The 24370-nt window shown below is 66.4% G+C and carries 20 protein-coding genes; 9 read left to right on the forward strand and 11 right to left on the reverse strand.

Annotated features, from left to right (window positions below):
• Positions 1 to 37: 37 nt before the first annotated feature.
• Positions 38 to 1834, reverse strand: a complete 1797-nt coding sequence (locus ACFQZZ_RS15815) for a dynamin family protein (RefSeq protein WP_378680284.1) — start codon at positions 1832 to 1834, stop codon at positions 38 to 40.
• A gap of 93 nt (positions 1835 to 1927) precedes the next feature.
• Complete coding sequence (locus ACFQZZ_RS15820) at positions 1928 to 4255, reverse strand: hypothetical protein (protein WP_378680286.1); 2328 nt, start codon at positions 4253 to 4255, stop codon at positions 1928 to 1930.
• Between the two features lie 359 nt (positions 4256 to 4614).
• Between ACFQZZ_RS15820 and ACFQZZ_RS15825 the strand changes: the two genes are divergently transcribed.
• From ACFQZZ_RS15825 to ACFQZZ_RS15835, 3 genes are read left to right on the forward strand one after another with little or no spacing between them, the layout of a single operon-like run.
• On the forward strand, positions 4615 to 5082 hold the full coding sequence (locus tag ACFQZZ_RS15825) for a hypothetical protein (protein ID WP_378680289.1): 468 nt from the start codon (positions 4615 to 4617) through the stop codon (positions 5080 to 5082).
• Between the two features lie 26 nt (positions 5083 to 5108).
• Positions 5109 to 5801, forward strand: coding sequence for a response regulator transcription factor (locus ACFQZZ_RS15830; RefSeq protein ID WP_378680292.1), 693 nt, complete (start codon positions 5109 to 5111; stop codon positions 5799 to 5801).
• Complete coding sequence (locus ACFQZZ_RS15835) at positions 5798 to 7333, forward strand: sensor histidine kinase (RefSeq protein WP_378680295.1); 1536 nt, start codon at positions 5798 to 5800, stop codon at positions 7331 to 7333. The genes ACFQZZ_RS15830 and ACFQZZ_RS15835 overlap by 4 nt, the downstream gene beginning before the upstream one ends.
• A 304-nt stretch (positions 7334 to 7637) precedes the next feature.
• On the opposite strand, the gene lepA is transcribed toward ACFQZZ_RS15835, so the two are convergent.
• On the reverse strand, positions 7638 to 9497 hold the full coding sequence (lepA, locus tag ACFQZZ_RS15840) for a translation elongation factor 4 (RefSeq protein ID WP_378680298.1): 1860 nt from the start codon (positions 9495 to 9497) through the stop codon (positions 7638 to 7640).
• A 130-nt stretch (positions 9498 to 9627) separates the two neighbouring features.
• Here lepA and ACFQZZ_RS15845 point away from each other — a divergent pair, with 130 nt between their 5' ends.
• Together ACFQZZ_RS15845 and ACFQZZ_RS15850 are read left to right on the forward strand one after the other, a co-directional pair.
• Positions 9628 to 10206, forward strand: a complete 579-nt coding sequence (locus ACFQZZ_RS15845) for a type II toxin-antitoxin system PemK/MazF family toxin (RefSeq protein ID WP_378680579.1) — start codon at positions 9628 to 9630, stop codon at positions 10204 to 10206.
• A gap of 2 nt (positions 10207 to 10208) precedes the next feature.
• Complete coding sequence (locus ACFQZZ_RS15850) at positions 10209 to 10637, forward strand: DUF5360 family protein (RefSeq protein WP_378680300.1); 429 nt, start codon at positions 10209 to 10211, stop codon at positions 10635 to 10637.
• A gap of 63 nt (positions 10638 to 10700) precedes the next feature.
• On the opposite strand, the gene ACFQZZ_RS15855 is transcribed toward ACFQZZ_RS15850, so the two are convergent.
• The 4 genes from ACFQZZ_RS15855 to ACFQZZ_RS15870 form a co-directional block, all read right to left on the reverse strand.
• The gene (locus ACFQZZ_RS15855) at positions 10701 to 11480 is read right to left on the reverse strand and encodes an aquaporin (RefSeq protein WP_378680303.1); all 780 of its coding nucleotides are present in this window, start codon (positions 11478 to 11480) and stop codon (positions 10701 to 10703) included.
• Between the two features lie 269 nt (positions 11481 to 11749).
• Positions 11750 to 12592, reverse strand: a complete 843-nt coding sequence (locus tag ACFQZZ_RS15860; RefSeq protein WP_378680305.1) for a transglutaminase domain-containing protein — start codon at positions 12590 to 12592, stop codon at positions 11750 to 11752.
• A gap of 64 nt (positions 12593 to 12656) precedes the next feature.
• Entirely contained in the window at positions 12657 to 13631 is a 975-nt protein-coding gene (locus ACFQZZ_RS15865) for an alpha-E domain-containing protein (protein ID WP_378680307.1), read from the reverse strand.
• Complete coding sequence (locus ACFQZZ_RS15870) at positions 13631 to 15394, reverse strand: circularly permuted type 2 ATP-grasp protein (RefSeq protein WP_378680309.1); 1764 nt, start codon at positions 15392 to 15394, stop codon at positions 13631 to 13633. The genes ACFQZZ_RS15865 and ACFQZZ_RS15870 overlap by 1 nt, the downstream gene beginning before the upstream one ends.
• 270 nt (positions 15395 to 15664) lie before the next feature.
• Between ACFQZZ_RS15870 and rpsT the strand changes: the two genes are divergently transcribed.
• Positions 15665 to 15925 carry a 30S ribosomal protein S20 gene (gene rpsT, locus ACFQZZ_RS15875; RefSeq protein WP_366528276.1) on the forward strand — a complete coding sequence of 87 codons (261 nt, stop codon included), beginning with the start codon at positions 15665 to 15667 and terminating at the stop codon, positions 15923 to 15925.
• Between the two features lie 275 nt (positions 15926 to 16200).
• Positions 16201 to 16464, forward strand: coding sequence for a hypothetical protein (locus ACFQZZ_RS15880; RefSeq protein WP_378680312.1), 264 nt, complete (start codon positions 16201 to 16203; stop codon positions 16462 to 16464).
• Positions 16465 to 16467: 3 nt separating this feature from the next.
• On the opposite strand, the gene ACFQZZ_RS15885 is transcribed toward ACFQZZ_RS15880, so the two are convergent.
• Complete coding sequence (locus tag ACFQZZ_RS15885) at positions 16468 to 17298, reverse strand: helix-turn-helix domain-containing protein (protein ID WP_378680314.1); 831 nt, start codon at positions 17296 to 17298, stop codon at positions 16468 to 16470.
• A 111-nt stretch (positions 17299 to 17409) separates the two neighbouring features.
• Here ACFQZZ_RS15885 and ACFQZZ_RS15890 point away from each other — a divergent pair, with 111 nt between their 5' ends.
• On the forward strand, positions 17410 to 18480 hold the full coding sequence (locus tag ACFQZZ_RS15890; RefSeq protein WP_378680316.1) for an aldo/keto reductase: 1071 nt from the start codon (positions 17410 to 17412) through the stop codon (positions 18478 to 18480).
• A 166-nt stretch (positions 18481 to 18646) separates the two neighbouring features.
• Positions 18647 to 18910, forward strand: coding sequence for a DUF2798 domain-containing protein (locus tag ACFQZZ_RS15895; RefSeq protein WP_378680318.1), 264 nt, complete (start codon positions 18647 to 18649; stop codon positions 18908 to 18910).
• Positions 18911 to 18932: 22 nt separating this feature from the next.
• On the opposite strand, the gene ACFQZZ_RS15900 is transcribed toward ACFQZZ_RS15895, so the two are convergent.
• The 3 genes from ACFQZZ_RS15900 to ACFQZZ_RS15910 all read right to left on the reverse strand — a co-directional run bounded on the left by ACFQZZ_RS15900 (position 18933) and on the right by ACFQZZ_RS15910 (position 24109).
• On the reverse strand, positions 18933 to 19238 hold the full coding sequence (locus ACFQZZ_RS15900; protein WP_378680320.1) for a hypothetical protein: 306 nt from the start codon (positions 19236 to 19238) through the stop codon (positions 18933 to 18935).
• A gap of 426 nt (positions 19239 to 19664) precedes the next feature.
• On the reverse strand, positions 19665 to 20636 hold the full coding sequence (holA, locus tag ACFQZZ_RS15905; protein ID WP_378680322.1) for a DNA polymerase III subunit delta: 972 nt from the start codon (positions 20634 to 20636) through the stop codon (positions 19665 to 19667).
• Positions 20637 to 21697: 1061 nt separating this feature from the next.
• Positions 21698 to 24109 (reverse strand): ComEC/Rec2 family competence protein, encoded by a 2412-nt coding sequence (locus ACFQZZ_RS15910; RefSeq protein WP_378680325.1) that lies wholly within the window; start codon positions 24107 to 24109, stop codon positions 21698 to 21700.
• Positions 24110 to 24370 lie beyond the last annotated feature (261 nt).

Consider the following 24370-nt stretch of genomic DNA (forward strand, 5'->3'; position numbering starts at 1 on the left):
CCGAGCCAATCGAGCGCAGGCGGATCGAACCCGGCGCTCAGACCGGAGCGAGATCGTCCGCGATCGAACGCAACCCGCGCAGCTTTCCGAGTTGTAGGTCCAGGTCGGCGATCCGCTGTTCTCTGCGGTCGCCGTACTTCCCGGACGCCTCTTCCGCGGTGCGCAACGCCTCGTCGGCCGCCCGCAGCACGTCGGTGGCGATGTCGGTGAAGTGGTCGCGCAGCGTGCGCTGCATGGCGCGCAGCCGGTTTCGCGATTCCTTGCCGACCTGGAAGACGACATCGTCCATCAGTCTGGCGACCGCGACCTTGGCCTCGGCCTGGCGGCGCTGCTTACGTGCCTTGCGGTCGTCCCACAGCGCGTTGACACCGAGCAGCACCGCGGCGGCGGCCGAATACCAGTTCACCAGCGGCATTTTCAGCAGGCTGGTGAGCAGGCCGACCATGAGCAGACCACCGTAGGAGCCACGCATGGCGGTCAGCAGTTGGGTGAACACACCGGCTTTCGCGCTCACCAGCGGTTCCAGCGGTGCGACCGGCTCGAGTACTTCCCCCGGGTTGGTCAGCCGCAGATCCGGCAGCGGCGGGGTGCGATTGTCGGCCGGGAACCGCGCGGCCACCTGCTCGCACAGCTCCATCGAGCGGTAGTGCGCCATCACGAAGTTCTCTTCGACGGCCTCGCAGATGCGCGCGTCCAGATCGCTGCCGAATTCTTTCCACCGGCGGGCCGGATCGGTGTCGGCGATCTCGGCCTCGGCATCACGGACCAGGCTGCGCAACCGGTGTCGCAGGTCGTGTTCGATGTCGGCCATCAGTTCGGTGCTGCCATCGACGAGGGTGACCTGCCAGTTCGCGGAGCGCTGCCGCAGTTGGTCGGCCTGATCACGGGCGATGAGCAGCCGTTCGGTGATCTCGGCCCGCTTGCGCGGATCACGCAGCGTTTCCGCCTCGGTCCGCAGCGTCATGGCCAGGTGGTCGGTGACGAGCCGAATGTCCTGCACGGCAGCGTCGATCGCGACGGTGTCCGCCCTTGCCACCACATAGTCGCGCAGGTGATCGATGAGCTGCGGCACGCCGGACTCGATGTCGCGCTGGTAGTTGCCCGCCTCCCGGTGCAGCCGCGCGGAAACCGGCGCGACCGCGAAACCGAGCCCGGCCGCGTCGAGCAGGTCCCGATTGCGCTGCTGAACGTGCGACCACTGCGGGTATAGGTCGATCTTGTTGAGCACGCAGATCACCGTCGGGCACACCTGCTGGATGCGCTGCAAATGGGCGATCTGATGCTGAGCGAGTTCGGCGCCCGCCTCACCGACGTAGAGCACGGCGTCGGCCGCGGCGATCATCGACCAGGTGGTGTGGTCGTCACCGTTCGCGCCGGGGGCGTCCATCACCACGACACCGTCGGCGAGCAACGGGCTCGGCTCGGTGAATTCGGCGCGGATCACGCCCTCTGCGTTGAGCGCGGGGACCGGGTCGAGCGGATCGACCGACTGACGTTCGGTGCGCCCGTTGCCGACCGACTTCACCAGGGTCGCAGTCGATTCGGGTGCGTACTCCACGATCACCGGAACGCTCAGCGCACTGTCGGTAGCACTGACCTGCGCCCCGACCAGGCTGTTGACCAGCGTGCTCATGCCGTTCTTGGAATCGCCGACGACCACGAGCCGAACCCGGGGATCGCTGACCCTGGCCCGCACCATATTGAGCCGACCACCGAGATCGTCGCGGCCGGCGGACCTGGTCATCTCCCGCAGTTCGTCGAGAATCCGGATGAGCGGCGCCATCGCGTCCGGGTGTTTCACCGTCACGGCCTCGAGCCCGGCTGCGGCAGACAACACTCCTCCTGACTCTGGTTCGCTTCGCTCAACGATGACATGGCGGTGCGTGCGCTCATGCACGCACCCCGTACCGGGCTCGGTGCTCTCCGACTACATCAGTGCGCTGTCCACTCCACCGGGCAGCAGGTGATGGGCCTCGTACATGCTCGCCTCCGGCATCAGCGGGGTGGACAAGCCGCCCGCCGCCATGAGGGTGAACGCCGAATGGTCGTCGGCGACAGGCGTGGCGTACATCGATGCGTCGGTGTGCGCCAGCAGCGCGCTCATCGGGTTGTCGAGGTCGCCCGCGATCCCGTGCGGCTTCGGATCCAAGCCGATCGGCGGCTGCATGGGGGTGGCAGGGCCGTGCCCGGTGGGAAAGGGATTCTGCCCGGTGGGAAGCGGATTCTGCGCGGTCGGCAGTTCGATGTCCATCGGCGGCGTGATCGGTACCAGCGTCGGCGCGGGCGCGGCGTGCGAGACCGTCGGCTGCGGCAGCGAAGGCTGCTGAGTCGGCACAGCCACCGTCGGAATCTCCGCGCTGGGATAGGTCTGCGTGGTAGGAGCGGTGTGGCCGGTGGTGCCCGCACCTACGCCACCACCGGTGCTCGGCAGCGTGATGTCGTCACCCGGTGTAGAGGGACGCGTCGGAACGACGGTCGTTCCCGGCGACTGGGTGCCGGGCACGCCCGGAATCTTGGTCACGTCGATCCCGGTGCCGGCGCCCGGTGTCGGGGTGATGCCCGCCGTCGGCAGCTTGGTGGTGCCGAGGTCGGGGATCTTCGGATCGATCGTGACATTGCCCGGAGTCGGCACCGTATGGGTGATAGTGGTCGGAATAGTCGGCACTGTCGCGGTGGGCACGGGGATGGTGGTCGGCAGGATGTCCACCACCGGCTTCACCGGAACCGGCTGTACGGGCTGGTCGAACAGGGTGGGCAGCACCGCGGCGGGCGCGGTCAGCGGCGACGGACCCGGCGGCGGCGCAAGCACATTGGCGATCGGTGTACTCGCCGCGTCCGGCTGGATCGTGGTCTGCAGCGGGGTGGCCGCCACCGGCTGCGCGACATTCACCACGGGCGCGGGCGGCGCGACGGGCGCCGGTACCGGCGCGATCGGCTGCGCCGCGACAGTGGACAAGGCCGGCGGTGCCACCGCAGGGGCCACCGCGGGAGCCACCGGCTGGTGGCCGACCCCGCCACTGCCGAGACCCGAAGTGCCCGGCGTACTCCCGTGCTGATCCGCGCTGGAACGCCCGGACGGGCTCGCCGTATGCGTACCGTGACCGCTGTTGTCGAGCCAGTCGTTGAAACGGTCGACCTGATCGCCGACATTGCTACCCGCGGCCGTGACGACCTTCAGGCCCGCGGCGGCTTCCACCTTCAGATCGGTGCTCAGATACGCACCCTTTGGCCCGATTCCGAAGTCCACGTTGAACTCGGTCTGCACGTCCACCCCGGCCTGCACACCGAGGAATACACCGAAATCCCCGTTGCCGACTCCGTCGAAGGGCTGGTGGCCCGACGCTCCGTCAGGCATCCCGTCGAAGTGATGACCCGACATCGCGTTCGACATCCCGTCGAACATGTGGCCCGGCACCGCAGTCGGCGTTTCGTCGAACATGCTGCCCGGCACCGTGTCGGCCGCCACGTCGCTGACCGCATGCGCCTTCGTGCTGTCCGCGGCGACCGGAACCCGAGGCAGGCCGAAGACATTCGAACCCGGCGCGACGAAGCCGCCGCTGTCGGGCATGCCGAAACCGTGTCCAGCCGGGCCCAACCCGTGTCCTGGCAGACCGAAACCCTGTCCGCTGTCGGACGAGTCGTCGTCTTCCGACTGCCCGTCTTTGCCTCCGGTGATCGCGTCCCACCAATTGGGCGTGTGCCACTCGGGCAGCTGGAATCCGGGCGGGTCTGAGGGAGTGTGCGTTTCGGGCGTCGAGTCGCGCCAGTCGGTCGTCGACGGTGTATGCCAATTGGGCGGGTTGTTCGACTCCGGCCAGTTCGAGGTCGAGGAGGTCTGGCCCTGGCCCTCCTGAGCACCGACGCGAATGTACGGTCCCGACGGAGCGTGTCCGTTGGGAGCCGGGGGCGTGGTCGGGAACGAGGGCATCTGGAAGCCGTGGTTGCCGACGTCGCGGGTGACCGGCGGCGCGGGAATCGAATGGAAGTCCGGCTCCGGGAATGTGACCACAGGGCTCGGCGCATCGGGTTCCGGATCGTTGCTGCCCGCCGCCCAGCCGGTGTGCCAGCTGTCGAGCCGCTGCGATCCGGGATGGGTGGGTGTGCCGCCGCCATTGGCGGCCACCAGAGCGCCGCCGGTCACGTAAGCGCCCGCCCTCGCTACCCGCGCTACGCCGGTGGCGACGCGGTACGCGGTATCGCCCGCGCGGTCGGCAGCTTCGGTTTCATTGCTGTCGAAGGGCAGGTCACTCGTCATGCAAGCTCCACTCTCGGGTTTCCAGCATCCTCACCAACGCCGGGCAGACCCGAGTGAAGATCACCTAACGATATTTCCGGAAATCGCGGCTGTCACATTCTCCGGCAACCCTGCCATGGCAATAACCGGAACGGAAGCCCCTTTTCCCGGGGCATTCCAAACTGGACGCAGTCTCAAATATGTGTCCCTACCGGGCCTTATCCGCGCAGGCGACTCGCATCGCGAGCGCGCACCGAAGTCGTGCCGACGAAGATTAAGAGATCTCTAACAATTACTGGAGAGGCGCTGAAGATCCGCTCCCTACTGTCGATCTCGCCGCACCAGTCGGTCGGCAGCATCGCAGCGAAGGAGACCTCAGCATGACGGCACTCATCGGACGCCGCCGAGCCCGCATCGCGGCCGTCCTCACCGGGACGGCACTCGCGGGCGGTGCAGCAGCGATCGTGTCGGGCGCCGCTTCCGCCCAGCCATCCTTGCCGGTACCAGCCGAGCCCGGCGGCCCAACCATCGTCTGCGCCATCCCAGCTCCACCGGATGTGCCGCTGCCCATCGGGCCCGGCTCAGAGGTCCGCATCGAGCAGGTCGAACCGCTGCCTACCCGACCCGGCCCGCAGGTCCGCATCGAGCAGGTCGAACCGCTGCCGCCGGGCGTTGCCCTGCCGGACTGCCCCGAACTCGGCCCGCACGGCATCATCTCGGTCCGGCCTGCCGAGCCCGGCAGGCCGCGGGTGACCATCGAAAGAGGCGGACCCGGCGAATCCGTCGTTGTCTACACGCAACCCGCGCAACCTGCGCGGATCGCGCCTACCGGCAGTAGCGGCAGCTGATCGATCAGCGGCTCTATGGTGGCCCCATGACCGGACAACGCATCTTGGTCGTGGACGACGAGGTTCGAGTTCTCACGTCCCTGCGACGCGGCCTCGAACTCTCGGACTTCGAGGTGATCACCGCGGGCGACGGCGCCGAGGCGCTGACGATGGTCCGCACAGCGGCGCCCGACGCCATGGTGCTCGATGTGAACATGCCGAATCTCGATGGGGCAGGCGTAGTGACGGCGTTGCGTGCGATGGGCAACGACATCCCGATCTGCGTGCTCAGCGCACGCACCGCGGTGAGCGATCGCATCGCCTGCCTGGAACGCGGCGCCGACGATTACCTCACCAAACCGTTCGATCTCGGCGAGCTCGTCGCACGGTTGCGGGCGCTGTTGCGCCGCAGGCCACCGGTCACCGAGCCGCCCGGTGACCTGTGCCGAGTCGGTCAGGTGGAGGTCGACCACGGGGGACACCGCGTGCGGGCCAACGGCGCAATAGTGGAACTGACCAAACGTGAATTCGAGGTACTCGCAATGCTCGCCAGGAACGTCGGCATCGTGCTCGGCCGCGAGCAAATCCTTTCCGCGGTATGGGGTTACGACTTCACCACCGATACCAATGTGGTCGATGTGTTCGTCTCCTATCTGCGCCGCAAGTTGGAGGCGGCGGGTGCGCCGCGGGTGATCCACACCGTGCGCGGTGTCGGATTCGTGTTGCGGGAGCAGCCGTGAACAACCGAATGAAAGACACCGTCGCGAGCGTGCGAAGCAAGGGCGCGTCGCTGTCGTTGCGCGCTCGGGTGGCACTGGTCTCGGGCGTCGTGGCCGCCCTCGTCGCCGTCACGCTCGGCATCGCCTATGCCGCGCTGCTCGACGCGACCGGTTCCCGGCAGTTCGACGAGACGGTGTCGACCATGGGCGTCGCCGTCGCCCAACCAGTGGAAATCCCTCCGCACCTGACGATTCCGGCGCTGCCGCCAGGATCTGCCCTGCCGGAAGTTCGACCACCAGAACCCGCGCGACCCGGAGTTCCGCCGCCAGGACCCCCGCTGCCCAACTTTCCGCCGCCAAGACCCCCGCTGCCCAACTTTCCGCCACTGGCACCGGCGGTACCCGGAGTTCCGCCACCGGGACCGCCGCTGCCCGGAGTTCCGATGCGCGCACTGGCGATCGCGACTCCCGACGGTGTCCGCACCACCGTGGAAGGCCTTCCCGGACTGGTGGTGCGGCTCGAAGCCGACCGCTCACTAGTGGACTCGGCCATCCGGCGCAGCCAACTCATCGGGCTGGGGATCGGACTCGCGGGCATATTGATCGCCGCGGTGCTGGGCTGGTTCCTGGCCGGGTACGCCGCACGGCCGCTGCGCAGGCTGGCCACCGCGACGCACGGCATCGAGACCCTGGAACGACTGCCACCATTGTCGGGGCGCGGCGCACGCGAAGCGGAGGAACTCTCCGACGCCATCACCAGGATGCTGACGCGCCTGGAGGCGGCGCACGGCGCGACCAACCGCGCGCTGGCCGGCGCCCGCGACTTCGCCGCGGTCTGCGCGCACGAACTGCGCACCCCGCTCACCGCCATGCGCACCGACCTGGAAGTCTTGGCCACCAAGGATTTACCGGCCGAGCAGCAACGCGCGGTGCTGTCCGATGTACTGCTCGCCGAGCGCCAGATCGAGAACACACTCACCGATCTGGAACAGCTGGCCGTCGGCGAACTCACCGAATCCGATGCGTTCGAACCGTTCGAGCTGTGCGAAACCCTCGACCGCGCGGTACAGGACGCCCGACGCAGGCATCCCGAGGTGCGGATCGACCTCACCGAATGCGCGCCGACCACAGTGACCGGCCTCCCCGGTGGTCTCATGCTGATCGTCACCAACGCGGTCGCCAATGCGGTGCAGCACGGTCATGCCAGCACCGTCACCGTCGCGGCCCGCCGCTACCGCGCAGACGATCCGACCAGTGACGACTCGTCAGACGCTGACTCGAACCGTATCGACTCGAACACCAGCATTCCGAACAGTGCCGGCCCGAGCACAGGCATCGAGATCCTCATCGACGATGACGGCACCGGCATCCGCGACGAACTCCGCACCGATGCCTTCGACCGTTTCGTCAAAGGCCCCGGCTCCCCCGGTTCCGGCCTCGGCCTCGCGCTGGTCCGCCAGCAAGCCGAACTCCATTCGGGCACAGCCGAACTCGATAACAGCAATCTCGGCGGCACCCGTCTTCGAGTATGGATCGCAACACCGAAATCCTAGATGGAACTCAGTCGACCCAGTCTTTGAGCGGCGTGGTGTCCAGTGTGACGTTCACCGGCTCGGGCAGCGTCACGTCGCGGCCGAACGCATACCGGTGCACATCCTCGTATCGGTTGCCTGCCGGCACGCTGTGGACAACGACCTCGGTCGAATCCCGGTCGATCAGCAGATAGATCGGGATACCAGAGCGGCGAACGCCGCGGGCTTCTCCACGCGATCACGCTTATTGATATCCGAGTCCCTGGACGTGACTTCTACAGCCATCAGCGCCGCGTCCGGGGGCGCCTGCGCCAGGTCTTGCCTACTACTTGCCCTTCGGCTTGTCGGAGGCCGCATCCGAAGACAACGCCGCGACGAAGGCTTCCTGGGGAACCTCCACGCGTCCGATGGTCTTCATCCGCTTCTTGCCTTCCTTCTGCTTCTCGAGCAGCTTGCGCTTGCGGCTGATGTCACCGCCGTAGCACTTGGCGAGGACATCCTTGCGGATGGCGCGGATGTTCTCGCGGGCAATGATTTTCGAGCCGATGGCGGCCTGGATAGGCACCTCGAACTGCTGGCGCGGGATGAGCTCACGCAGCTTGGTGGTCATCTTGTTGCCGTAGGCCTGGGCGGCGTCCTTGTGCACGATCGCGGAGAACGCGTCGACCGCCTCGCCCTGCAACAGGATGTCCACCTTCACCAGCTGCGAGATCTGCTCGCCCGACTCCTCGTAATCGAGACTGGCGTAGCCGCGGGTGCGCGACTTCAACGAGTCGAAGAAGTCGAAGATGATCTCCGCCATCGGCATGGTGTAGCGCAGCTCGACGCGGGTCTCCGACAGGTAGTCCATGCCGCCGAGCTCGCCGCGGCGCTGCTGACACAACTCCATGATCGAGCCGATGAACTCGCTCGGCGAGATGACGGTGCACTTCACCTCCGGCTCGAAGACCGTGCGCACCTTGCCTTCCGGCCAGTACGAGGGGTTGGTGACGATGTGCTCGGTGCCGTCCTCCATCTCCACCCGGTACACCACGTTCGGCGCGGTGGAGATCAGGTCGAGATCGAACTCGCGCAGCAGCCGCTCGCGGGTGATCTCCATGTGCAGCAGGCCGAGGAAGCCACAGCGGAAGCCGAAGCCGAGTGCCACAGACGTTTCCGGCTCGTAGGTCAGCGCGGCGTCGTTGAGCTGCAGCTTGTCCAGTGCGTCACGCAGATCGGGGTAGTCCGAGCCGTCCACCGGGTAGAGGCCGGAGTACACCATCGGGCGCGGCTCGCGGTAGCCGGTGAGCGGTTCGGTGGCGCCGTTGCGGGCGGCGGTCACCGTGTCACCGACCTTCGACTGACGCACGTCTTTCACACCGGTGATCAGGTAGCCGACCTCACCGACACCGAGACCCTGGGTCGGCTTCGGCTCCGGGGACACGATGCCGACCTCAAGCAATTCGTGGGTCGCGCCCGTCGACATCATCTTGATCTTCTCGCGCGGCACGATCTTGCCGTCCACCACGCGGACGTAGGTGACCACGCCGCGGTAGGTGTCGTAGACGGAGTCGAAGATCATCGCGCGGGCGGGCGCGTCGGGATCGCCGACCGGCGCGGGGACCGTCTTGATCACCTCGTTGAGCAGCTCCGCGACACCGACGCCGGTCTTGCCCGACACCCGAAGCACATCATCGGGCTCGCAGCCGATGATGTGCGCGATCTCGCTCGCATAGCGATCGGGGTCGGCGGCGGGCAGGTCGATCTTGTTCAGCACCGGAATGATCGTCAGATCCTTGTCCAGCGCGAGATACAGGTTCGCCAGCGTCTGTGCCTCGATGCCCTGGGCCGCGTCCACCAGCAGCACCGCGCCCTCGCACGCCTCCAGCGCCCGCGACACCTCGTAGGTGAAGTCGACGTGGCCGGGCGTGTCGATCAGGTGCAGCACATAGTCGGTGCCGTCTACCTGCCACGGCAGCCGGACATTCTGTGCCTTGATGGTGATACCGCGTTCGCGCTCGATATCCATCCGGTCCAGATACTGGGCGCGCATCTGCCGCTCTTCGACCACACCGGTCAGCTGCAGCATGCGATCGGCCAGCGTCGACTTTCCGTGGTCGATGTGCGCGATGATGCAGAAGTTCCGGATCCGCGCGGGATCGGTGAACGTCGTGTCGGCGAAGCTGGCGGGCACTCCACTCCTCATTGGTATCGGCAAACTGCCGTCTATCGTCCCATGGGCGGACCGGCGAGCCCGCCACTGGTCCGGCGACCGAGCTGTCGCAGTCGGAATCCGTGCGGATGAGAAGACGGCAGCGCGCCGTTATTCTCCAATGATGGCCCGAAGTTGGAACACGCTCGGCAAGCAGCTCGGCCTCATCGCGAAGGAGCAGGGGCCCAGGATCGTCAAGCAGCAGGGACCGAAGCTGGTCGACAAGCTGCAGCGCTCGTCACTGCTGGAACGGGCAGTCGGCACGATCGCGCAGCGTAAGTCGCCCGCCGTCGCCGTACGCCCCACTGCGTCCACCCCCGTGCCGACCGGCGAGCGAGCCAGGCAGATCGTCTACGCGCCGCACCTCGACGGCCGCGCCGATCCCGGTGAGATCGTGTGGACCTGGGTTCCCTACGAGGAGGACCCGAACAACGGCAAGGACCGCCCCGTACTGGTCGTCGGACGCGACCGCAACACCCTGCTCGGGTTGATGCTGTCGTCGAACCCGGAACGGGCGCACGACCGCAATTGGGTCGGAATCGGCAGCGGCAGTTGGGATCACGAGGGCAGGCCGAGCTGGGTCCGCCTCGATCGCGTGCTCGATGTGCCGGAAGCAGGTATCCGCAGGGAGGGCGCCATCGTGGCCCGCAAGACATTCGACCTGGTCGCACACCGACTGGTCATCGAATACCACTGGAGCTGACGATGATCGACCGAGTACTCGGGCCGACCAAGGTGGCCATGCTGATCACCGATATCGGCTTCCTGCTCTACTGGGCGATCGCCTTCGCCCACTTGATCCCGCCGGAATTCGCGTACAAGGATTACGCCGATCCGGTGCTCAGCGATTGGAATTTCTCGTTCGTCGCGCTCGATCTCGCGGCCAGCGCGACCGGCCTCGCCAGTCTGTGCCGTGGCAACGGCTCACGGACGCTGATGACGGTGTCGCTCACGCTGACCAGCACGGCAGGGCTCCAGGCGATCGCATTCTGGGCGTTGCGCGGCGACTTCAGCCCTGCCTGGTGGATTCCGAACCTCTTCCTCCTGCTGTTCCCACTGCCCGCCCTGGTCACGCTGACCTGCGGCGCGGTACCCCGATCCGGCGTGGCGGCCGAATCGGGGACGCACCGCTAGCGACTGCTTGCAGGTCGCTCGAAACGGCACCGCTAGCGACTGCTCGCAGGTCGGGTACCGACCTCAGCTGATCATTTCGCGGGAGCGGCCGAAGAGCAGGCCGTAGACAAGGGCGCCGAGGGCACCGCCGATCAGCGGGAACACGACGAAGGCCCAGACCTGGCCCATCGCGCCGTCCTGGTAGGGCGCGACGGCGAGGGCGCGGACCGGGTTGATCGCCGCGTTGTCCACGGGGATCGCGACCAAATGGATGACGGCCAGGGCGGCGCCGATCGAGAGGCCTGCCAGCGGGACATCGGAGAGCTGGTCGGTGGAGGCCAGCACCACGAACACCAGCAGCGCGGTCAGCATTACCTCGATGATGATCACCGCGGACAGGCCGTAGCCGTTCTCGATGACGACCTCGCCGAGCGGGCCTGTCGTCGCCGACGGGCTGTGCTTGCCCCAGCCGTTGGCGCCGAGCCCGTCTGCCGCGCGGTCGTAGGAGGGCAGGTTCTTCGCGAGGGCGAACAGCACGAGCCCGGCCAGGAACCCGCCGATCAGCTGGGCGATCACATAGCCGACCGCGGTGATCGCCGACAACCGGCCGAGCAGCAGCTGGCCGACGGTCACCGCCGGATTGACGTGGCAGCCGGAGATCGGCCCGATCGCATAGACCAAGAACAGCAGGGTGAGCCCGAAGGCGAACGCCACACCGAGCGCCCCCACCCGCTCACTGGCCAGCACCGCGGTGCCGACGCCGCCGATGACGAGAACGAATGTGCCGAGCGCCTCAGCGGCCCACTTCTTGGAGTCGGGGGTGGGCTCGGTGGCTTCCTCGATAGCTTCCTGAGCAGTGGGCATACCTGTCACCTTCCGAGAGGACATCCCCGCGTGCACGGGGAGCACACTTGTTCTGCATGGGGTCCTGCTGCGTTCGATGTTGGCCGAAGTTGTCGATCCGATCGGGACGTTACGCGAGGCGGATGTGCTCCACAACAACCCCGACACGGGACGGCTGATTTCTCGGTCACATGGGTAACTCGCCGGGTAGGCCCGGGACTCAGCCGACCATTCGACCGCCGGTCCGCGACGACACCGTCGAGGCACCCGCGACCGGCAAATGCGCGGAGCTACGCGAGGCGGGTGATCTCTACGATGACCTCGAGGTCCGTGGAACCGCCGCCGGAAAAGATTCCCTTCAACGGCGGCACGTCCGCGTAGTCGCGTCCGACACCGACCGAGACATGCTGTTCATTGATGGCGATGTTGTTGGTCGGGTCGTAGCCCCACCACTGGCCGGTCCACGCCTCTATCCAGGCGTGCGATTGCCCGGCCACCGTCGTATTGATCTCGGCGTCGGGATTGGGGTGCAGATATCCGGAGACGTACCGACTCGGTATGCCCATGCTGCGCAACAGGACCAGGGTGAGGTGTGCGTAATCCTGGCAGACCCCTTGCCGTTCGGCGAACGCCTGCACCGCCGAGGTGTGCACGGAGGTGGTGCCCGCCAGATAGGTCATCTCCTGATGCACCCATTCTGCCGCTCGCACAACGGCTTTCGCGGGCGGTACGCCGCGCGCCAACTGCCGCGCGACCGTCGCAAGTTTCCGATTTTCCGGCACATAGCTGGTAGGGGCGAGCATTTCGTCGAACCGGTCGGCTGTCCGCTCACGGTGTAGTGCTTCCCAACCGAGTTCCTCGGCCGGGCCCGCGAACGGGTCTGTCTCCACCACCGAGGAGCCGGTGACCTCCAACTCGGTATGCGGCGCATGCAGGTCGAAGGAGGTGACCGCGGTGCCCCAATAGTCGGTGTAGCGATAGGAGCGGGTCGATGGCACTGTCTCCACCCGATTGAGGATGACGTTCTGTCTGCTGTCGGCGCGCGGGGTGAGCCGAGCCTCGTTGAACGACCGGGTGACCGGCGCGTCGTACACATAACCTGTGGTGTGCACCACCCGAATCCGCCAACTCACGACTCCACCTCGCTGACGCTCGGTTCCGTCGTTCCTTGGGACGCTGTGCCTATGGTTCGCTCGCTCACAGTTCTCCCTCCACCTGCGCGTGGTTGTCGTGACTGCTGCGCAGATCGGTCCATGCCACCCATGGCGCGGCGTGGAAGTACTGCAGGGCGATCGCCTCGCTGACCTCGCGGAAGTTCTTCTGCAGTAGCAGCAGCCGATTCTGCAGGTCTTCCAAAAGCACACCGGGCGGCAGGAATTCGAGTTCGCTGCGAGCCCGGCCGAGTAGTCGCTGCGCCTCGTGCCTGGCACCGACCCGACTGGTCGGCCGTTGATCGAGTTCGGCGAGGCAGTCCTCGGCTACCCGCACCGAATGGAACAGCGACCGTGGGAAGAGCCGGTCGAGCAGAATGAATTCCGCCACCAGATTGGCGTCCAGCGCGCCACGATGGGTGCGCAGGTAGGTGTCGTGTGCGCCCGCCGAGCGCAGCACGGTCACCCAGGCGGGTGAAGAGGTACGGTCACCGGCTCGCGAAAGCAGCAGGCGCACAGTCATATCCGCGCGTTCGATGGAGCGGCCGAGCAGCAGGAACCGGTAGCCGTCGTCGCGACTCAGCGTCGAGTCCGAGAGTCCGGCGAACATCGCCGCCCGGTCCTTGATGTAGTGGAAGAACTCGTGCGGCCCGAGACTGCGTGCGGCGCGTTCGGCAGCGGCCAGCCCGATGTAGGTGGCGTTCAAGCACTCCCACATCTCGCTGGAGGCGACTTCGCGTGCGCCCCTGGCATTCTCGCGGGCATTCGAGATCGAGTTGGTGATCGAGGCACCGTGTTCGGGGCTGAACGCCACCAGATCGGTGACAGACCAGACATCGAGTTCGCCATCGGGCGGCTCGATACCGAGCACCCGCAACAACACTCGCGAGGTGCGATCCGGATCGACTGTCGCGTCTTCGAGCAGTTGGTGCACGGCGACATCGAGGATTCGGGCGGTGTCGTCGGCGCGCTCGACGTAGCGTCCGATCCAATACAGGGATTCGGCGTTGCGGGCCAGCATCAGTGCACCCCGGGGCCGGATTGTTGTTGTTGGTCTTGCCCCGATCCGTGGCCTTGCCGCTGCACCTGGCCTTGCCGCTGTATCCCGCCCTGGCGCTGTTCCTGTTGTTGCTGCTGCTGTTGCCGATTCGCCTGCTCGGCAGTCAGTTCCCGGCCCAGCTCGCGCGAGTCCGCCTGCGGCGGTTCACTTACCAGCTCCGCACCCGCCAGTTCTCGGTCGGCGAGCGAGTCGCGTCCGGACAGCACCCAGGTGTCCTTACTACCGCCGCCCTGGCTGGAATTGACCACCAGCGAGCCCTCCGGCAGCGCGACCCTGGTCAGTCCACCGGGCAATACCCAGATGTCGTCGCCGTCGTTGACCGCGAAGGGGCGCAGGTCGACGTGGCGCGGAACCAGCTCGTTGCCGATCTTGGTCGGCACGGTGGACAACTGCACCACCGGTTGCGCGACCCAGCCACGTGGGTCCGCCTTGATCCGGCGGCGCGCGGCCTCCAGCTCACGCAGCGTGGCGTCCGGACCGATGACGATGCCGTAGCCGCCCGAACCCTCCACCGGCTTGACCACCAACTCGCCGATCCGGTCGAGCACTTCCGCGCGCTCGTCGTCCAGCCAGCAGCGATAGGTGTCGACATTCGGCAGCACGGGCTTCTCACCGAGGTAGTACTCGATGATCGTCGGCACGTAGGCATAGATCAGCTTGTCGTCGCCGACGCCGTTGCCGATCGCGCTGGAGATGACGACATTGCCAGCCCTCGCGGCATTCAGCAGGCCCGCGACGCCGAGCACCGAATCGGGCCGGAAGTGCATCGGGTCGAGGAAGGCGTCGTCGATACGCCGGTAGATCACGTCGACCTGCCGCTCCCCCGCCGTAGTGCGCATGTACACCACGTTGTCCCGGCAGAACAGGTCCCTGCCTTCGACCAGTTCCACTCCCATCTGCCTGGCCAGCAGCGAATGCTCGAAATAGGCCGAGTTGTAAACGCCGGGAGTCAGCACGACGACCGTCGGATCGGCCTCGTTCGGCGCGGCCGAGGCCCGCAGCGCCCGCATCAGGTGACTCGGGTAGTCCCCCACCGCGCGCACCCGGTGCGAGGAGAACAGATCCGGGAAGACTCGCGCCATGGTGCGCCGGTTCTCCATCACATAGGAGACACCGGACGGGGAACGCAGATTGTCCTCCAGGACCCGGAATTCACCGTGCTGGTCGCGCACCAGGTCGATGCCGGCGACGTGGATGCGCACCCCGTTCGGCGGCACCAGGCCTGCGGCTTCCCGGTGGAAATGCTGGCAGGAGGTGACGAGACGCTTCGGGATCACCTCTTCGCGCAGGATGTTCTGCTCGCCGTAGATGTCGGCGAGGAACAGCTCCAGCGCGGTCACCCGCTGTTTGATGCCGCGCTCGAGCTTGTTCCATTCGGCGGCCGCGATGACCCGCGGCACCAGGTCGAGCGGGAAAGGCCGCTCCTGGCCCGACAGCGAGAACGTGATGCCCTGATTGATGAATGCGCGGTCGAGGGCGTCCGAACGCGCCGCCAGATCCGCGACATCAATGGGCGCGAGCGCGGAGAAGATGCCCTTGTAAGGCTGGCGCACCCGACCCGCGTTGTCGAACATCTCGTCGAAGGCCTGTGCGTATCGGCCGGGTCGATAGCCCTCGAAAAGTCCGGTGGCCGGCGCCCGTCCGATGCCTCCCGAACGTCCGTTCGACCGGACCGGTGGCGGCACAGGAGATCGGGCCGAACGCGGCGGCGAGGCGGAAGTCATGCAAGAATCGTGCGCCATGCAGCGGCTTTGCCGTGTGAGACACAGGTAAATTTCTTGCATCACTCCTGCGTTGCGTGTGAAAATTCTGTCAGACCAACCGGCGGGTCTGCCTCAGCGCTATCGGCTGCCGAAAACACCGATTTCGTGTGCCAAGCAACGGCTGGTACCCTCGATCTTCGGCGTTGCGTTACCGATTTACATCGGGTGTGTCGCACGCTCGCGAACTTTTCAGCACAGTCCACTCAGCGACAGGAACACGAGGAAACCGGCGTGGCCAACATCAAGTCCCAGATGAAGCGGATCCGTACCAACGAGGAGGCGCGCAAGCGCAACCAGTCGGTCAAGTCCGCTCTGCGCACTGCGATCCGCAGCTTCCGCGAAGCCGCAGCCGCAGGCGACAAGGACAAGGCTGCCGAGCAGCTGCAGTTCGCCAGCCGCAAGCTGGACAAGGCTGCCTCGAAGGGCGTCATCCACGCCAACCAGGCTGCCAACAAGAAGTCGGCCCTCGCGCTGGCCCTCAACAAGATCTAGTCAGCCGGTATCGCTGGATACCGCACCTTGCTATTGACGCAGCCGCCGTGGCCTCGATGACCACGGCGGCTTTTGTCGTGCCCGATCGCCGCGATGGCGCCGTACGCACCCGCGCCTGAGGTCGGCCGGGGCTGTGATCTGCGGGGACGAGCGTGGGCAGGCGAATGGTGTGTGAACGGTTTCGGGCAAACGCCCGGCTTCCTCCGGATCGGCGGTAGTGTCTGCCAGGCGAGGGCACTCGTCAGCAATGTTTTCACCAATGATTGGAGTTACCGTTGGACGGCGACCGCAACACCATCACGTTGTATGCGAACCAGACTGTAGTTCGGTCCGAGGACCTGCCCGATGTCATCCGGGCTGCCGACGTCCTCCAGATCGGCCTGAAGATCGAGAACATCATGGTTCCCGCTGGTGAGGGCGCGTACTCGTTGGAGTGGATCGTCACCCGTGACGACGACGTGCCGTTCTACGAGGAATGGGACGGCCGCTACGAGGAGTCCGACGAGGAAGAGGAGCTCACGCTCACCTCTGTCGAGTAGAGCTCAGGACCCGGCCAACCGGTCCAGCGCCGTTTGGGAATCGGCGTCCGCGGCGCGGTAGATGATGATCCGCTGGTCGGGGTCCTGGATCGGCATCAGCACTTCGTAGTTGACGACCAAAGGCCCCACCACCGGATGCCGCAACGGCTTGCTGCCGCGGCCGTTCACCTTCACGTCATGCCTGTCCCAGGCCCGCGCGAATTCCTCACTGCGGATGAACTCGGCAATCAGGTCCGCAAGGACCTGATCGTCGGGGTGTGCCGCCCATGCGGCCCGCAGATCGGCGATGCCTTCCCGGATGATCCGTTCCCGGTCGGCGTAGAACTCGCGCATATCCGGGTGCATCAGGCACAGCCACATCGAGTTGCGCTGGCCCGGCGGCAGAGTGTCGAAATCGACGATCAACCTGGCCATTTCCCGGTTCCACGCCAAAATGTCGTAGCGATGATTCACCAACATGGCAGGCAGCGGCGAGAGATCCTCGACCAGCATGAGCAAGGCAGGCGCAGGCACCGTGCTCGGTTTACCGGTGTCGGGCTGACGCTGCTGGGCCAGGTCGAACAGGTAGGCGCGCTCGTCGGTGTCCAGCCGCAGCGCACGCGATAGCGCCTCCAGCACGTCCGCGGACGGACGCAAGCCGCGCCCCTGTTCGAGTCGAACGATGTAATCGATACTGACCCCCGCCAATTCGGCGACTTCTTCGCGACGCAGGCCGGGTGTCCTTCGCGCCTGCCTACGCTCGGGCAGCCCGAGGTCGCCGGGGGCCAGCCGCTCCCGCCGGGCCCGCAGGAAAGCCGCCAGTTCCCGTGTCGCGTTCACCGTGCCAGTCATCATCTTGATCCTACGGCTGGGTGGTACCGGCTTTCCCAGGAAGAACGTTCCCTTATCGTCTGCCCTGCGTCGTTCCAGACTGGCTTTCGAACCGAACGACGACAGGAGCGCGACATGTCCGCAGGCCTCACCCTCGACACCTACCGACTGCTCGGCCGCTCAGGGCTGCGGATCTCACCGCTGTCTCTGGGCACCATGACCTTCGGCGCCGACTGGGGTTGGGGCGCCGACAAGGACGAAGCCCGCAAGATCTTCGACACCTATGTCGAGCGCGGCGGCAATTTCATCGACACCGCCAGCCAGTACACCAACGGCACCTCCGAGCAGCTGCTCGGCGAGTTCACCGCGGACAACCGCGAAAGCCTGGTGCTGGCAACCAAATACACGATGCTGCGCCGACCGGGGGACCCCAACTCGGGCGGCAACCACCGCAAGAGCATGTTCGCCTCCGTGGAGGCGAGCCTGCGCAGGCTGAACACCGACTACATCGACATGCTGTACCTGCACGCCTGGGATTTCCTTACCCCGGTCGAGGAGATCCTGCGCGCGATGGACGACCTGGTCCGCGCCGGCAAGGTGCTGTATGTCGGCATCTCCGATGCACCGGCCTGGCAGGTCTCCCGCATGCAGGCCATCGCCGACCTGCGCGGCTGGTCGCCGCTGATCGCATTGCAGATCGAGTACAGCCTGATCGAGCGGACCGTCGAGCGCGATCTCATTCCGATGGCGCGGGAAATGGGCCTTGGGGTGATCCCGTGGTCGCCGCTGGCCAGCGGCGTGCTCACCGGCAAGTACAGCAGCGCCGATCTGGCGCACAACGCGGAGGCATCGCCCGAGGGGTCACGCAAGAATGTGGCCGCCGCGAACGGCTCGCTCACCGCGCGCGGTCTTGCCATCGCCGATGTGGTGAAAGCGGTTGCGGCGCAACTGGGGAAGACGCCGTCGCAAGTGGCGCTCGCCTGGACGCTGCGCAACCCCGGAGTTACCGCGCCGATCATCGGCGCTCGCACGGCCGCGCAACTCGAGGACAACCTCGGTGCGCTCGACGTCGAATTCGACGCAGAGCAGGTGGCCCGACTGGAGCAGGCCAGCGCCGTCGACCTCGGCTTCCCGCACGAGTTCCTTGCCAGGCCGATGGCGCAGAGCGTGACCTTCGGCGACCTGAAGGTGCGAGGGCGCAACTGAGTTCGACCCGATCCGCGGCGGTGCGGACATCGGCTTGCCCCGCCGCGGGACGCTGTCCTATGCTCGGATCCGCGACATCGCGTCGCCGTAAGCGTTCACGTCAACCAACGCACCGGTCCCGCCGCCCGGCGGAATCGCTGCTATGACAACCTTACGGAGCGAACCGATGACTTCCGCGAACATCAACTCCCACACCGGCTTCAAGCTGCCGGCGCGCTATGCGTCGGTGATCCTGCCGATGCTGCTGTCGATCCTGATGACCTGCATCGTCTCCCTGATCAGCACCCTGATGAGCGATGGGCTCGCGGTCGGAATGTGGCTGCGTTCCTGGGCCGTGTCATGGCCCATCGCCTTTCCCACACTGCTGCTGGTGCTGCCGCTCGTGCGCCGAGTGACCGCCGCGCTGGTGCATACGCCGAAAGCGATGTGAGACAACACCGCACCGTTGTTCGCTACCTCGGGTAGGGCTGATCCGGTGTCGCCGAGGCGGGTGGCTGCCACGCACCCTGCCCGGCGCCCGGTGAATGCGCCTGGCTCAGCAGTTCGGGGAGGCGCTGTTGGGGCACTTCGGATTCCACTCCACACCAGGTGCATTGCAGGATGTGCTTGGTTTTCAGCGGGAAGAGCGGGATGAAGAAAAGCGTGAACTTGGTGACAAGTTTGCGCAGTGCGTGCGCCGCCGGATTGTGGCAGTACCCGCACACCAGAGTGAGCATGGCGAGTTGCTGGACGGTGCGCCGCCAGCCCCAGATCAACACAGGAAACCCCCCGGATCGAATCGAATTGCGTCGACATTACTCGTATCACCGCAGTGCGCGCCTCCGACAGACATCTGACCGGCTTTGGACGTCGTAGACGGGGCGCTCGACGTTGTGGTCGGGTCGGCTGCGCCGAAGGCGGCGCGTACCTCGCGCCGGATGGCGACCGGGTCGATGATGTTGACGTCCTGACCGTCGATCACGTCGTAGCGCGGCACCCGGAGGGTGCGGAATTCAACGGTGGGCTGTCGGCCGAGCCGACGGTGCGCAGGAAGTCTGTCGCGCTCCAGCCGTCGGAGAGCACGATAGTGCGGTGCGCGACGGGCAGCAGGTGCCGACGTCGGTGAAGGTGCCCCGCTGCGCAGATCGTCGGCGAGGGAGGTGAGGAGGCCTGCTGGCGGTGGGTGCGGTCGAGGTCGTCGGTACTCAGCCCGCCGAATGCAGGTCGAGGATCTGGGTGAGGGCGTGTTCCAGGGCGTAGTTGGCGTCGGCGGCGCCGCCCTTGACGTCGGCGTTCAGGGTGGCGACCACCTGGAGGGCGGAGCCGATGGTGGCGGAGCTCCAGCCACGGGCCTGGGCTTGGGCTTTCTTCACTTTCCATGGGGGCATGCCCAGCTGTTGGGCCAGCTTGAAGGGGTCGCCGCGGCCTGCGGAGCCGACGCGGGCGATGGTGTGCACGGAGTCGGCGAGTGCGTCCGCGAGTAGGACATGCGGGACGCCACGGTCATTGGCCCAGCGCAGTGCCTCCATCGCGCCGGGACGGTCGCCCGCGACAGCCAGCTCGGCGACATCGAAACCGGAGACCTCCGCCTTGCCGGAGTAATAGCGACGCACGGCCGCGACGTCGATCTTGCCGCCGGTGTCGGCGGCAAGCTGCGAACAGGCGGCGGCGAGCTCACGCAGCTCCGAACCGACCGCCTCCAGCATCACCTGAACGACCTCACCCGACACTCGCACCCCTGCGGCCCGGAACTCGTTGCGCACGAATTCGACCCGCTCGGCCGCCTTGGTCAGTTTGGCGCAGTTGTGCACCTCGGCGCCCAGCTTCTGCAACGCAGGCGCCAGCGCCTTCGCCCGACCGCCTCCGGAGTGCAGCACCACCAGCACCGCGCCCTCGGGCGGATCCCCGGCAGCCTCGGTGATCACCGCGACCGCGTCCTTCCCCGCCTCGGCCGCCGAATCCAACACGATCAACCGTTCCTCGGCGAACAACGAGGGGCTCAACAACTCGGCCAGCTCAGCCGTGCTGGCATCCCCTGCCCGCAACCGATCGACCGGCACCGCATCACCATCAGGCGATCCCGCCCGAACCTGCGCGGCGATCTCCGCCACCGCCCGCTCGATCAACAGCTCTTCTTCGCCGAGCACCAAGTGCACCGCCGCAGCTCGCTCGCTCACGGGCCCGATCCTACGGTCCGCCACCGACACCTCCTGCCGCGACGGCCACTCCGCGCGGTCCGAACCCGACCTGCCACCGTCGACGGCAAGAAAGCAACTCGGGCGGCGAGATCCGCCGAGCCCGGCGCGGAACTGGCCAACCAGATCGCCGACTGGCTCGACGGTGGCGAAGAAGCTCCCACGGCGAACCACCACGCTGCGCGAGTTGATCGTGGCGATCAAGACGGTCATGGGGAAGATCGAGGCAATACGGGTCCGGTATCGCACGGTCTGTGAAACCAGCCGGACGGCGACCGCGTCCTGCTCGGTGAAAGAGTGTTTCTTTTCAGTTTTGCTCAGAAACATTCTGAATAAGCTTCGGTCTCCAGTGCGCAACGATCATACGCTGAACTCCAGGTGATCGCCTTCGACCGATTTGTTGGGGGACAAAAGAGACCAGAGGTATTTCTTTCCCTTGTCTGGCATTCGACGTCGGGTGGGTGAACACTGGGGGGGGTGATGGAGGGTGATGAGCGATCGAAGTAAAGAATCTATCCAAATCGAAGGACGCAAAATGTCTACCAAAACCATTAAAATCTTCGCCGCGACCGCCATAGCCTTGTCTCTGGGTGTCGTCGCAGCTCCCGCAGCTTCGGCCAGCACGATTCCATCCGCTGGGCCCACGTCGACCTCAGCCACCCCCGCGGGGGGATCAATCAATCTGTGTTTCGACCTCGGCAGTGTCATCCTCTGCCTCTGAGACCACCGGCTGAGCAGCCCGCGCAGGTGAGCCGAATATAATCTTCTCCGGACATGTTTTACACCGCATCCAGTGCGTTACGCGCTGGATGGAGGTGCCGGAATATTTCCGGACAATGCGCCCGAGTGCGATTCTAGTGCCTTGGACATCCATTTTGCATCGGGCGGCGCATTCACATGAACTGCCGGTCACGTCGATCCGGTTGTCAGCACTTCAGCGCGCAACTTCGTCGTTGTGACTAATCCAGCGATTGTTTCGGCTCCGGTCTGCGGTCGTAATGCCCGAATGCTCAGCCATGCATCCTGAGCTGCCTCCTCGCTCGCTATCGAGATCTCGCCGATTGCGATGTCACCACTCGCATCTTCGATCCTGCACCTGTGATCACAACGTCGCCCAACTGGTCGGTGCGGATCACGCTGCTGCCGACGCGCGCCAAGTCGGCGAGTAGGCCGGGATGGGGGTGGCCGAAGGTGTTGTCCGCGCCGACGCTGACTATCGCGAGTCCAGGGGCGACGGCGGCCAGGAATTCCGGTGCGGTGGTTCGTGATCCGTGATGTGGGACCTTGAGGATGTCGGCCTGGACGTGGGCTCCGGAGTTCAGTAGGCGGTGTTGAGCAGGACCTTCGATGTCGCCGGTCAGCAGGATCCGGCCGGCGGGTGTCGTGGCGGCGATGACGATCGACCGGTCGTTGGCATCGTCGGCCGGAGCGCTGCCTGCGGGGTGTCGCGCCGTTGCCGTCGGCGCGAGCACCGTCAATTCGACTGCGCCGAAACTCATTACCTGCCCGGCCGACAGATCGAGAACAGGGATCCCCGCCTGTACGGCGACGGACGCTACCCGCGCCGGTCCGTTGGCCGTGGTGCCCGAGCCTCCCGCCGTGGCGCGCGCGTCAGCCGTAGGTTCCCCTGAACTGACCGGGTTGTCGCCGATGCCGTCAGGAGTACCCAGGTGACGCAGGCCAGGTGTCGCAGGGAGCTCGCCCGGACCGACAGCCAGTGCCGCGACCGAGCGTCCTTGGAGCGCGCCGGTGAGGCCGCCGATGTGGTCGGCGTGCGGATGGGTCAGGACCAGCAGGGGAATTCGGGTGATGCCGAGGCGATCCAGGCAGGTGCGGATGGGTCGGGGTTCCGGGCCGACGTCGATCACTATCGCCGCGCCGTCGCCGATCGACAGAGCAAGGCCGTCGCCTTGTCCGACGTCGCAGGCGGCAAGTACCCAAACAGGTGGTGGCCACCACGGGTGCCAAATGCGGACTGGGATCAGGACGGCCGCTACCCCGAGAACCGCAGCGGCCGTGAGCCGGCGCACAGTCGCGGACCGCAGCGACCACACGATCACCGCGACGACTGCGGCGGTGACCGAACCACCGAACAATCCGCCAGGAACCTCGATGGTCGCACCCGGTACATCGGCGGCGCGTTCGGCAATCATCAGCAGCCACCACATCGGTGGTCTCGCACAGCGCAGGACCAGCTCCGCCGGTAGTTGCCAGATGCACGACAGCACGGCGCCGGACGCGCCGATCACCGTGATCGGCGCAACGACCGGTGCGACAAGGATATTCGCGATGATTGCCACGAGACTGAGCTGTCCTGTCAAGGCGACCATGAGCGGCGTGGTGACCACGAACGCACCTGCCGACACCGCGACAATTTCCGCGGGGACGCGCCACCAGCCGCGAGCGCGCAGCCAATCGGCCCAGCTGGGCGCAAGGAGGATCAGCCCGGCCGTGGCGACGACCGACAACGCAAACCCGGCCCGCACCGCCAGCTCGGGCCACACCGCGAGCAGTCCGAGCACGGCGGCACACAACGCGGGCAACGCCTGCTTCCTGCGACCGGTGACCAACGCCAACAAGGTGATTGCGCCCATTGCACCGGCCCGCAGCACACTTGGGTCCGGTCTTGCCATCACAACGAACATGAGCAGCGCCGCCGCCGCGACCGTGGCAGCCAGACGCGGACCGAGGGTGAGCGCACGAACGACGAGCAGCACCACCGACAGCAGAATAGTGAAATTGGCACCACTGACTACGCAAAGGTGTTGCAGCCCAGCGATAGTGAACTCATCGCGTACCTCATCGGGCAACGCCGACGTGTCGCCCACGACAAGCGCGGGCAACAGCCCGGCCGGCTCGGCGGGCAGTGCGCGAGACGCGGCGGCGGCGAAATCCTTACGCATCGAGGCAGCCACGCTTTGCCACCACGGCAGTGGCCCGACCGCGACCGGCGGCCCCAGCGCACGCAACGTGGCGACAGTGAGATCGCGTTGCCAGGGCTGATCAACTCGCGCACGGAATTCCACCGGCCGTCCCGGCAGCAGCTGCGCCCACTCCTCACTCGAGGCGAGAATCACCACCATCCCACCGGCTCGCACCGTCGCCCCACCCCACCGGTACTCGCGCAGCTCCGCGCGCACGGTCCACCGCCGCTCCCCCGCGAACGAGTTGACCCGCACCGGTCTCGGGTCATCCGTCGGCGTCGCCACGACCCGCACCGACGCACCCAGCGCCGTGGGCAACGGATGTGTGGCGACCCGATGTTCCTGCCACGCCCCGGCAACCGCAAACCCCATCCCGAGAAGCACCGCGGCTAGCGCCACGACCGCAACAATCCGCCACCGCTCGCTGCGATGCGCAACCGCCCACAACAGCAACACCCACAACCCGACGGCCAGCACCAACAACCCCACCGCGACTACCAGCCCGACTACCCACCCGCCCGTGATCGCCACAATCGTCGCACCCCAACAACACAACGTCGCAGGCAGCAGCCGCGCATCAAGTACCTGCGGCGCTTCAGATCCGTCGGCATCGACACCGCCGCCGGCCCCTCGTGCGCCCTCCGTGTTCCCTCCCCCGCCGACCCGCGACTCGTCACCTACACCGCGAAACCAAGGCACAGCACCGGCACGTCGCTCACCGCGGCCGTCCGCGAGACTGCGAAGTCGGGGCAGGCTGCGGGCGCTTCGCGGCCGGTCTTCGATCAGGTTGGA

The sequence above is a fragment of the Nocardia sp. GCM10030253 genome (assembly GCF_042675075.1).
Classification (GTDB): Bacteria; Actinomycetota; Actinomycetes; order Mycobacteriales; family Mycobacteriaceae; genus Nocardia.

What these genes read in the sequence shown, in the direction of transcription:
- ACFQZZ_RS15845 (WP_378680579.1), top strand. Translation starts at nt 9,628, where the DNA reads ATGGCCCGAAGTTGGAACACGCTCGGCAAGCAGCTCGGCCTCATCGCG.
- ACFQZZ_RS15830 (WP_378680292.1), top strand. Translation starts at nt 5,109, where the DNA reads ATGACCGGACAACGCATCTTGGTCGTGGACGACGAGGTTCGAGTTCTC.
- ACFQZZ_RS15820 (WP_378680286.1), bottom strand. Translation starts at nt 4,255, where the DNA reads ATGACGAGTGACCTGCCCTTCGACAGCAATGAAACCGAAGCTGCCGAC.
- ACFQZZ_RS15885 (WP_378680314.1), bottom strand. Translation starts at nt 17,298, where the DNA reads ATGATGACTGGCACGGTGAACGCGACACGGGAACTGGCGGCTTTCCTG.
- ACFQZZ_RS15850 (WP_378680300.1), top strand. Translation starts at nt 10,209, where the DNA reads ATGATCGACCGAGTACTCGGGCCGACCAAGGTGGCCATGCTGATCACC.
- ACFQZZ_RS15825 (WP_378680289.1), top strand. Translation starts at nt 4,615, where the DNA reads ATGACGGCACTCATCGGACGCCGCCGAGCCCGCATCGCGGCCGTCCTC.
- lepA (WP_378680298.1), bottom strand. Translation starts at nt 9,497, where the DNA reads ATGAGGAGTGGAGTGCCCGCCAGCTTCGCCGACACGACGTTCACCGAT.
- ACFQZZ_RS15895 (WP_378680318.1), top strand. Translation starts at nt 18,647, where the DNA reads ATGACTTCCGCGAACATCAACTCCCACACCGGCTTCAAGCTGCCGGCG.
- ACFQZZ_RS15865 (WP_378680307.1), bottom strand. Translation starts at nt 13,631, where the DNA reads ATGCTGGCCCGCAACGCCGAATCCCTGTATTGGATCGGACGCTACGTC.
- ACFQZZ_RS15870 (WP_378680309.1), bottom strand. Translation starts at nt 15,394, where the DNA reads ATGACTTCCGCCTCGCCGCCGCGTTCGGCCCGATCTCCTGTGCCGCCA.
- ACFQZZ_RS15890 (WP_378680316.1), top strand. Translation starts at nt 17,410, where the DNA reads ATGTCCGCAGGCCTCACCCTCGACACCTACCGACTGCTCGGCCGCTCA.
- ACFQZZ_RS15855 (WP_378680303.1), bottom strand. Translation starts at nt 11,480, where the DNA reads ATGCCCACTGCTCAGGAAGCTATCGAGGAAGCCACCGAGCCCACCCCC.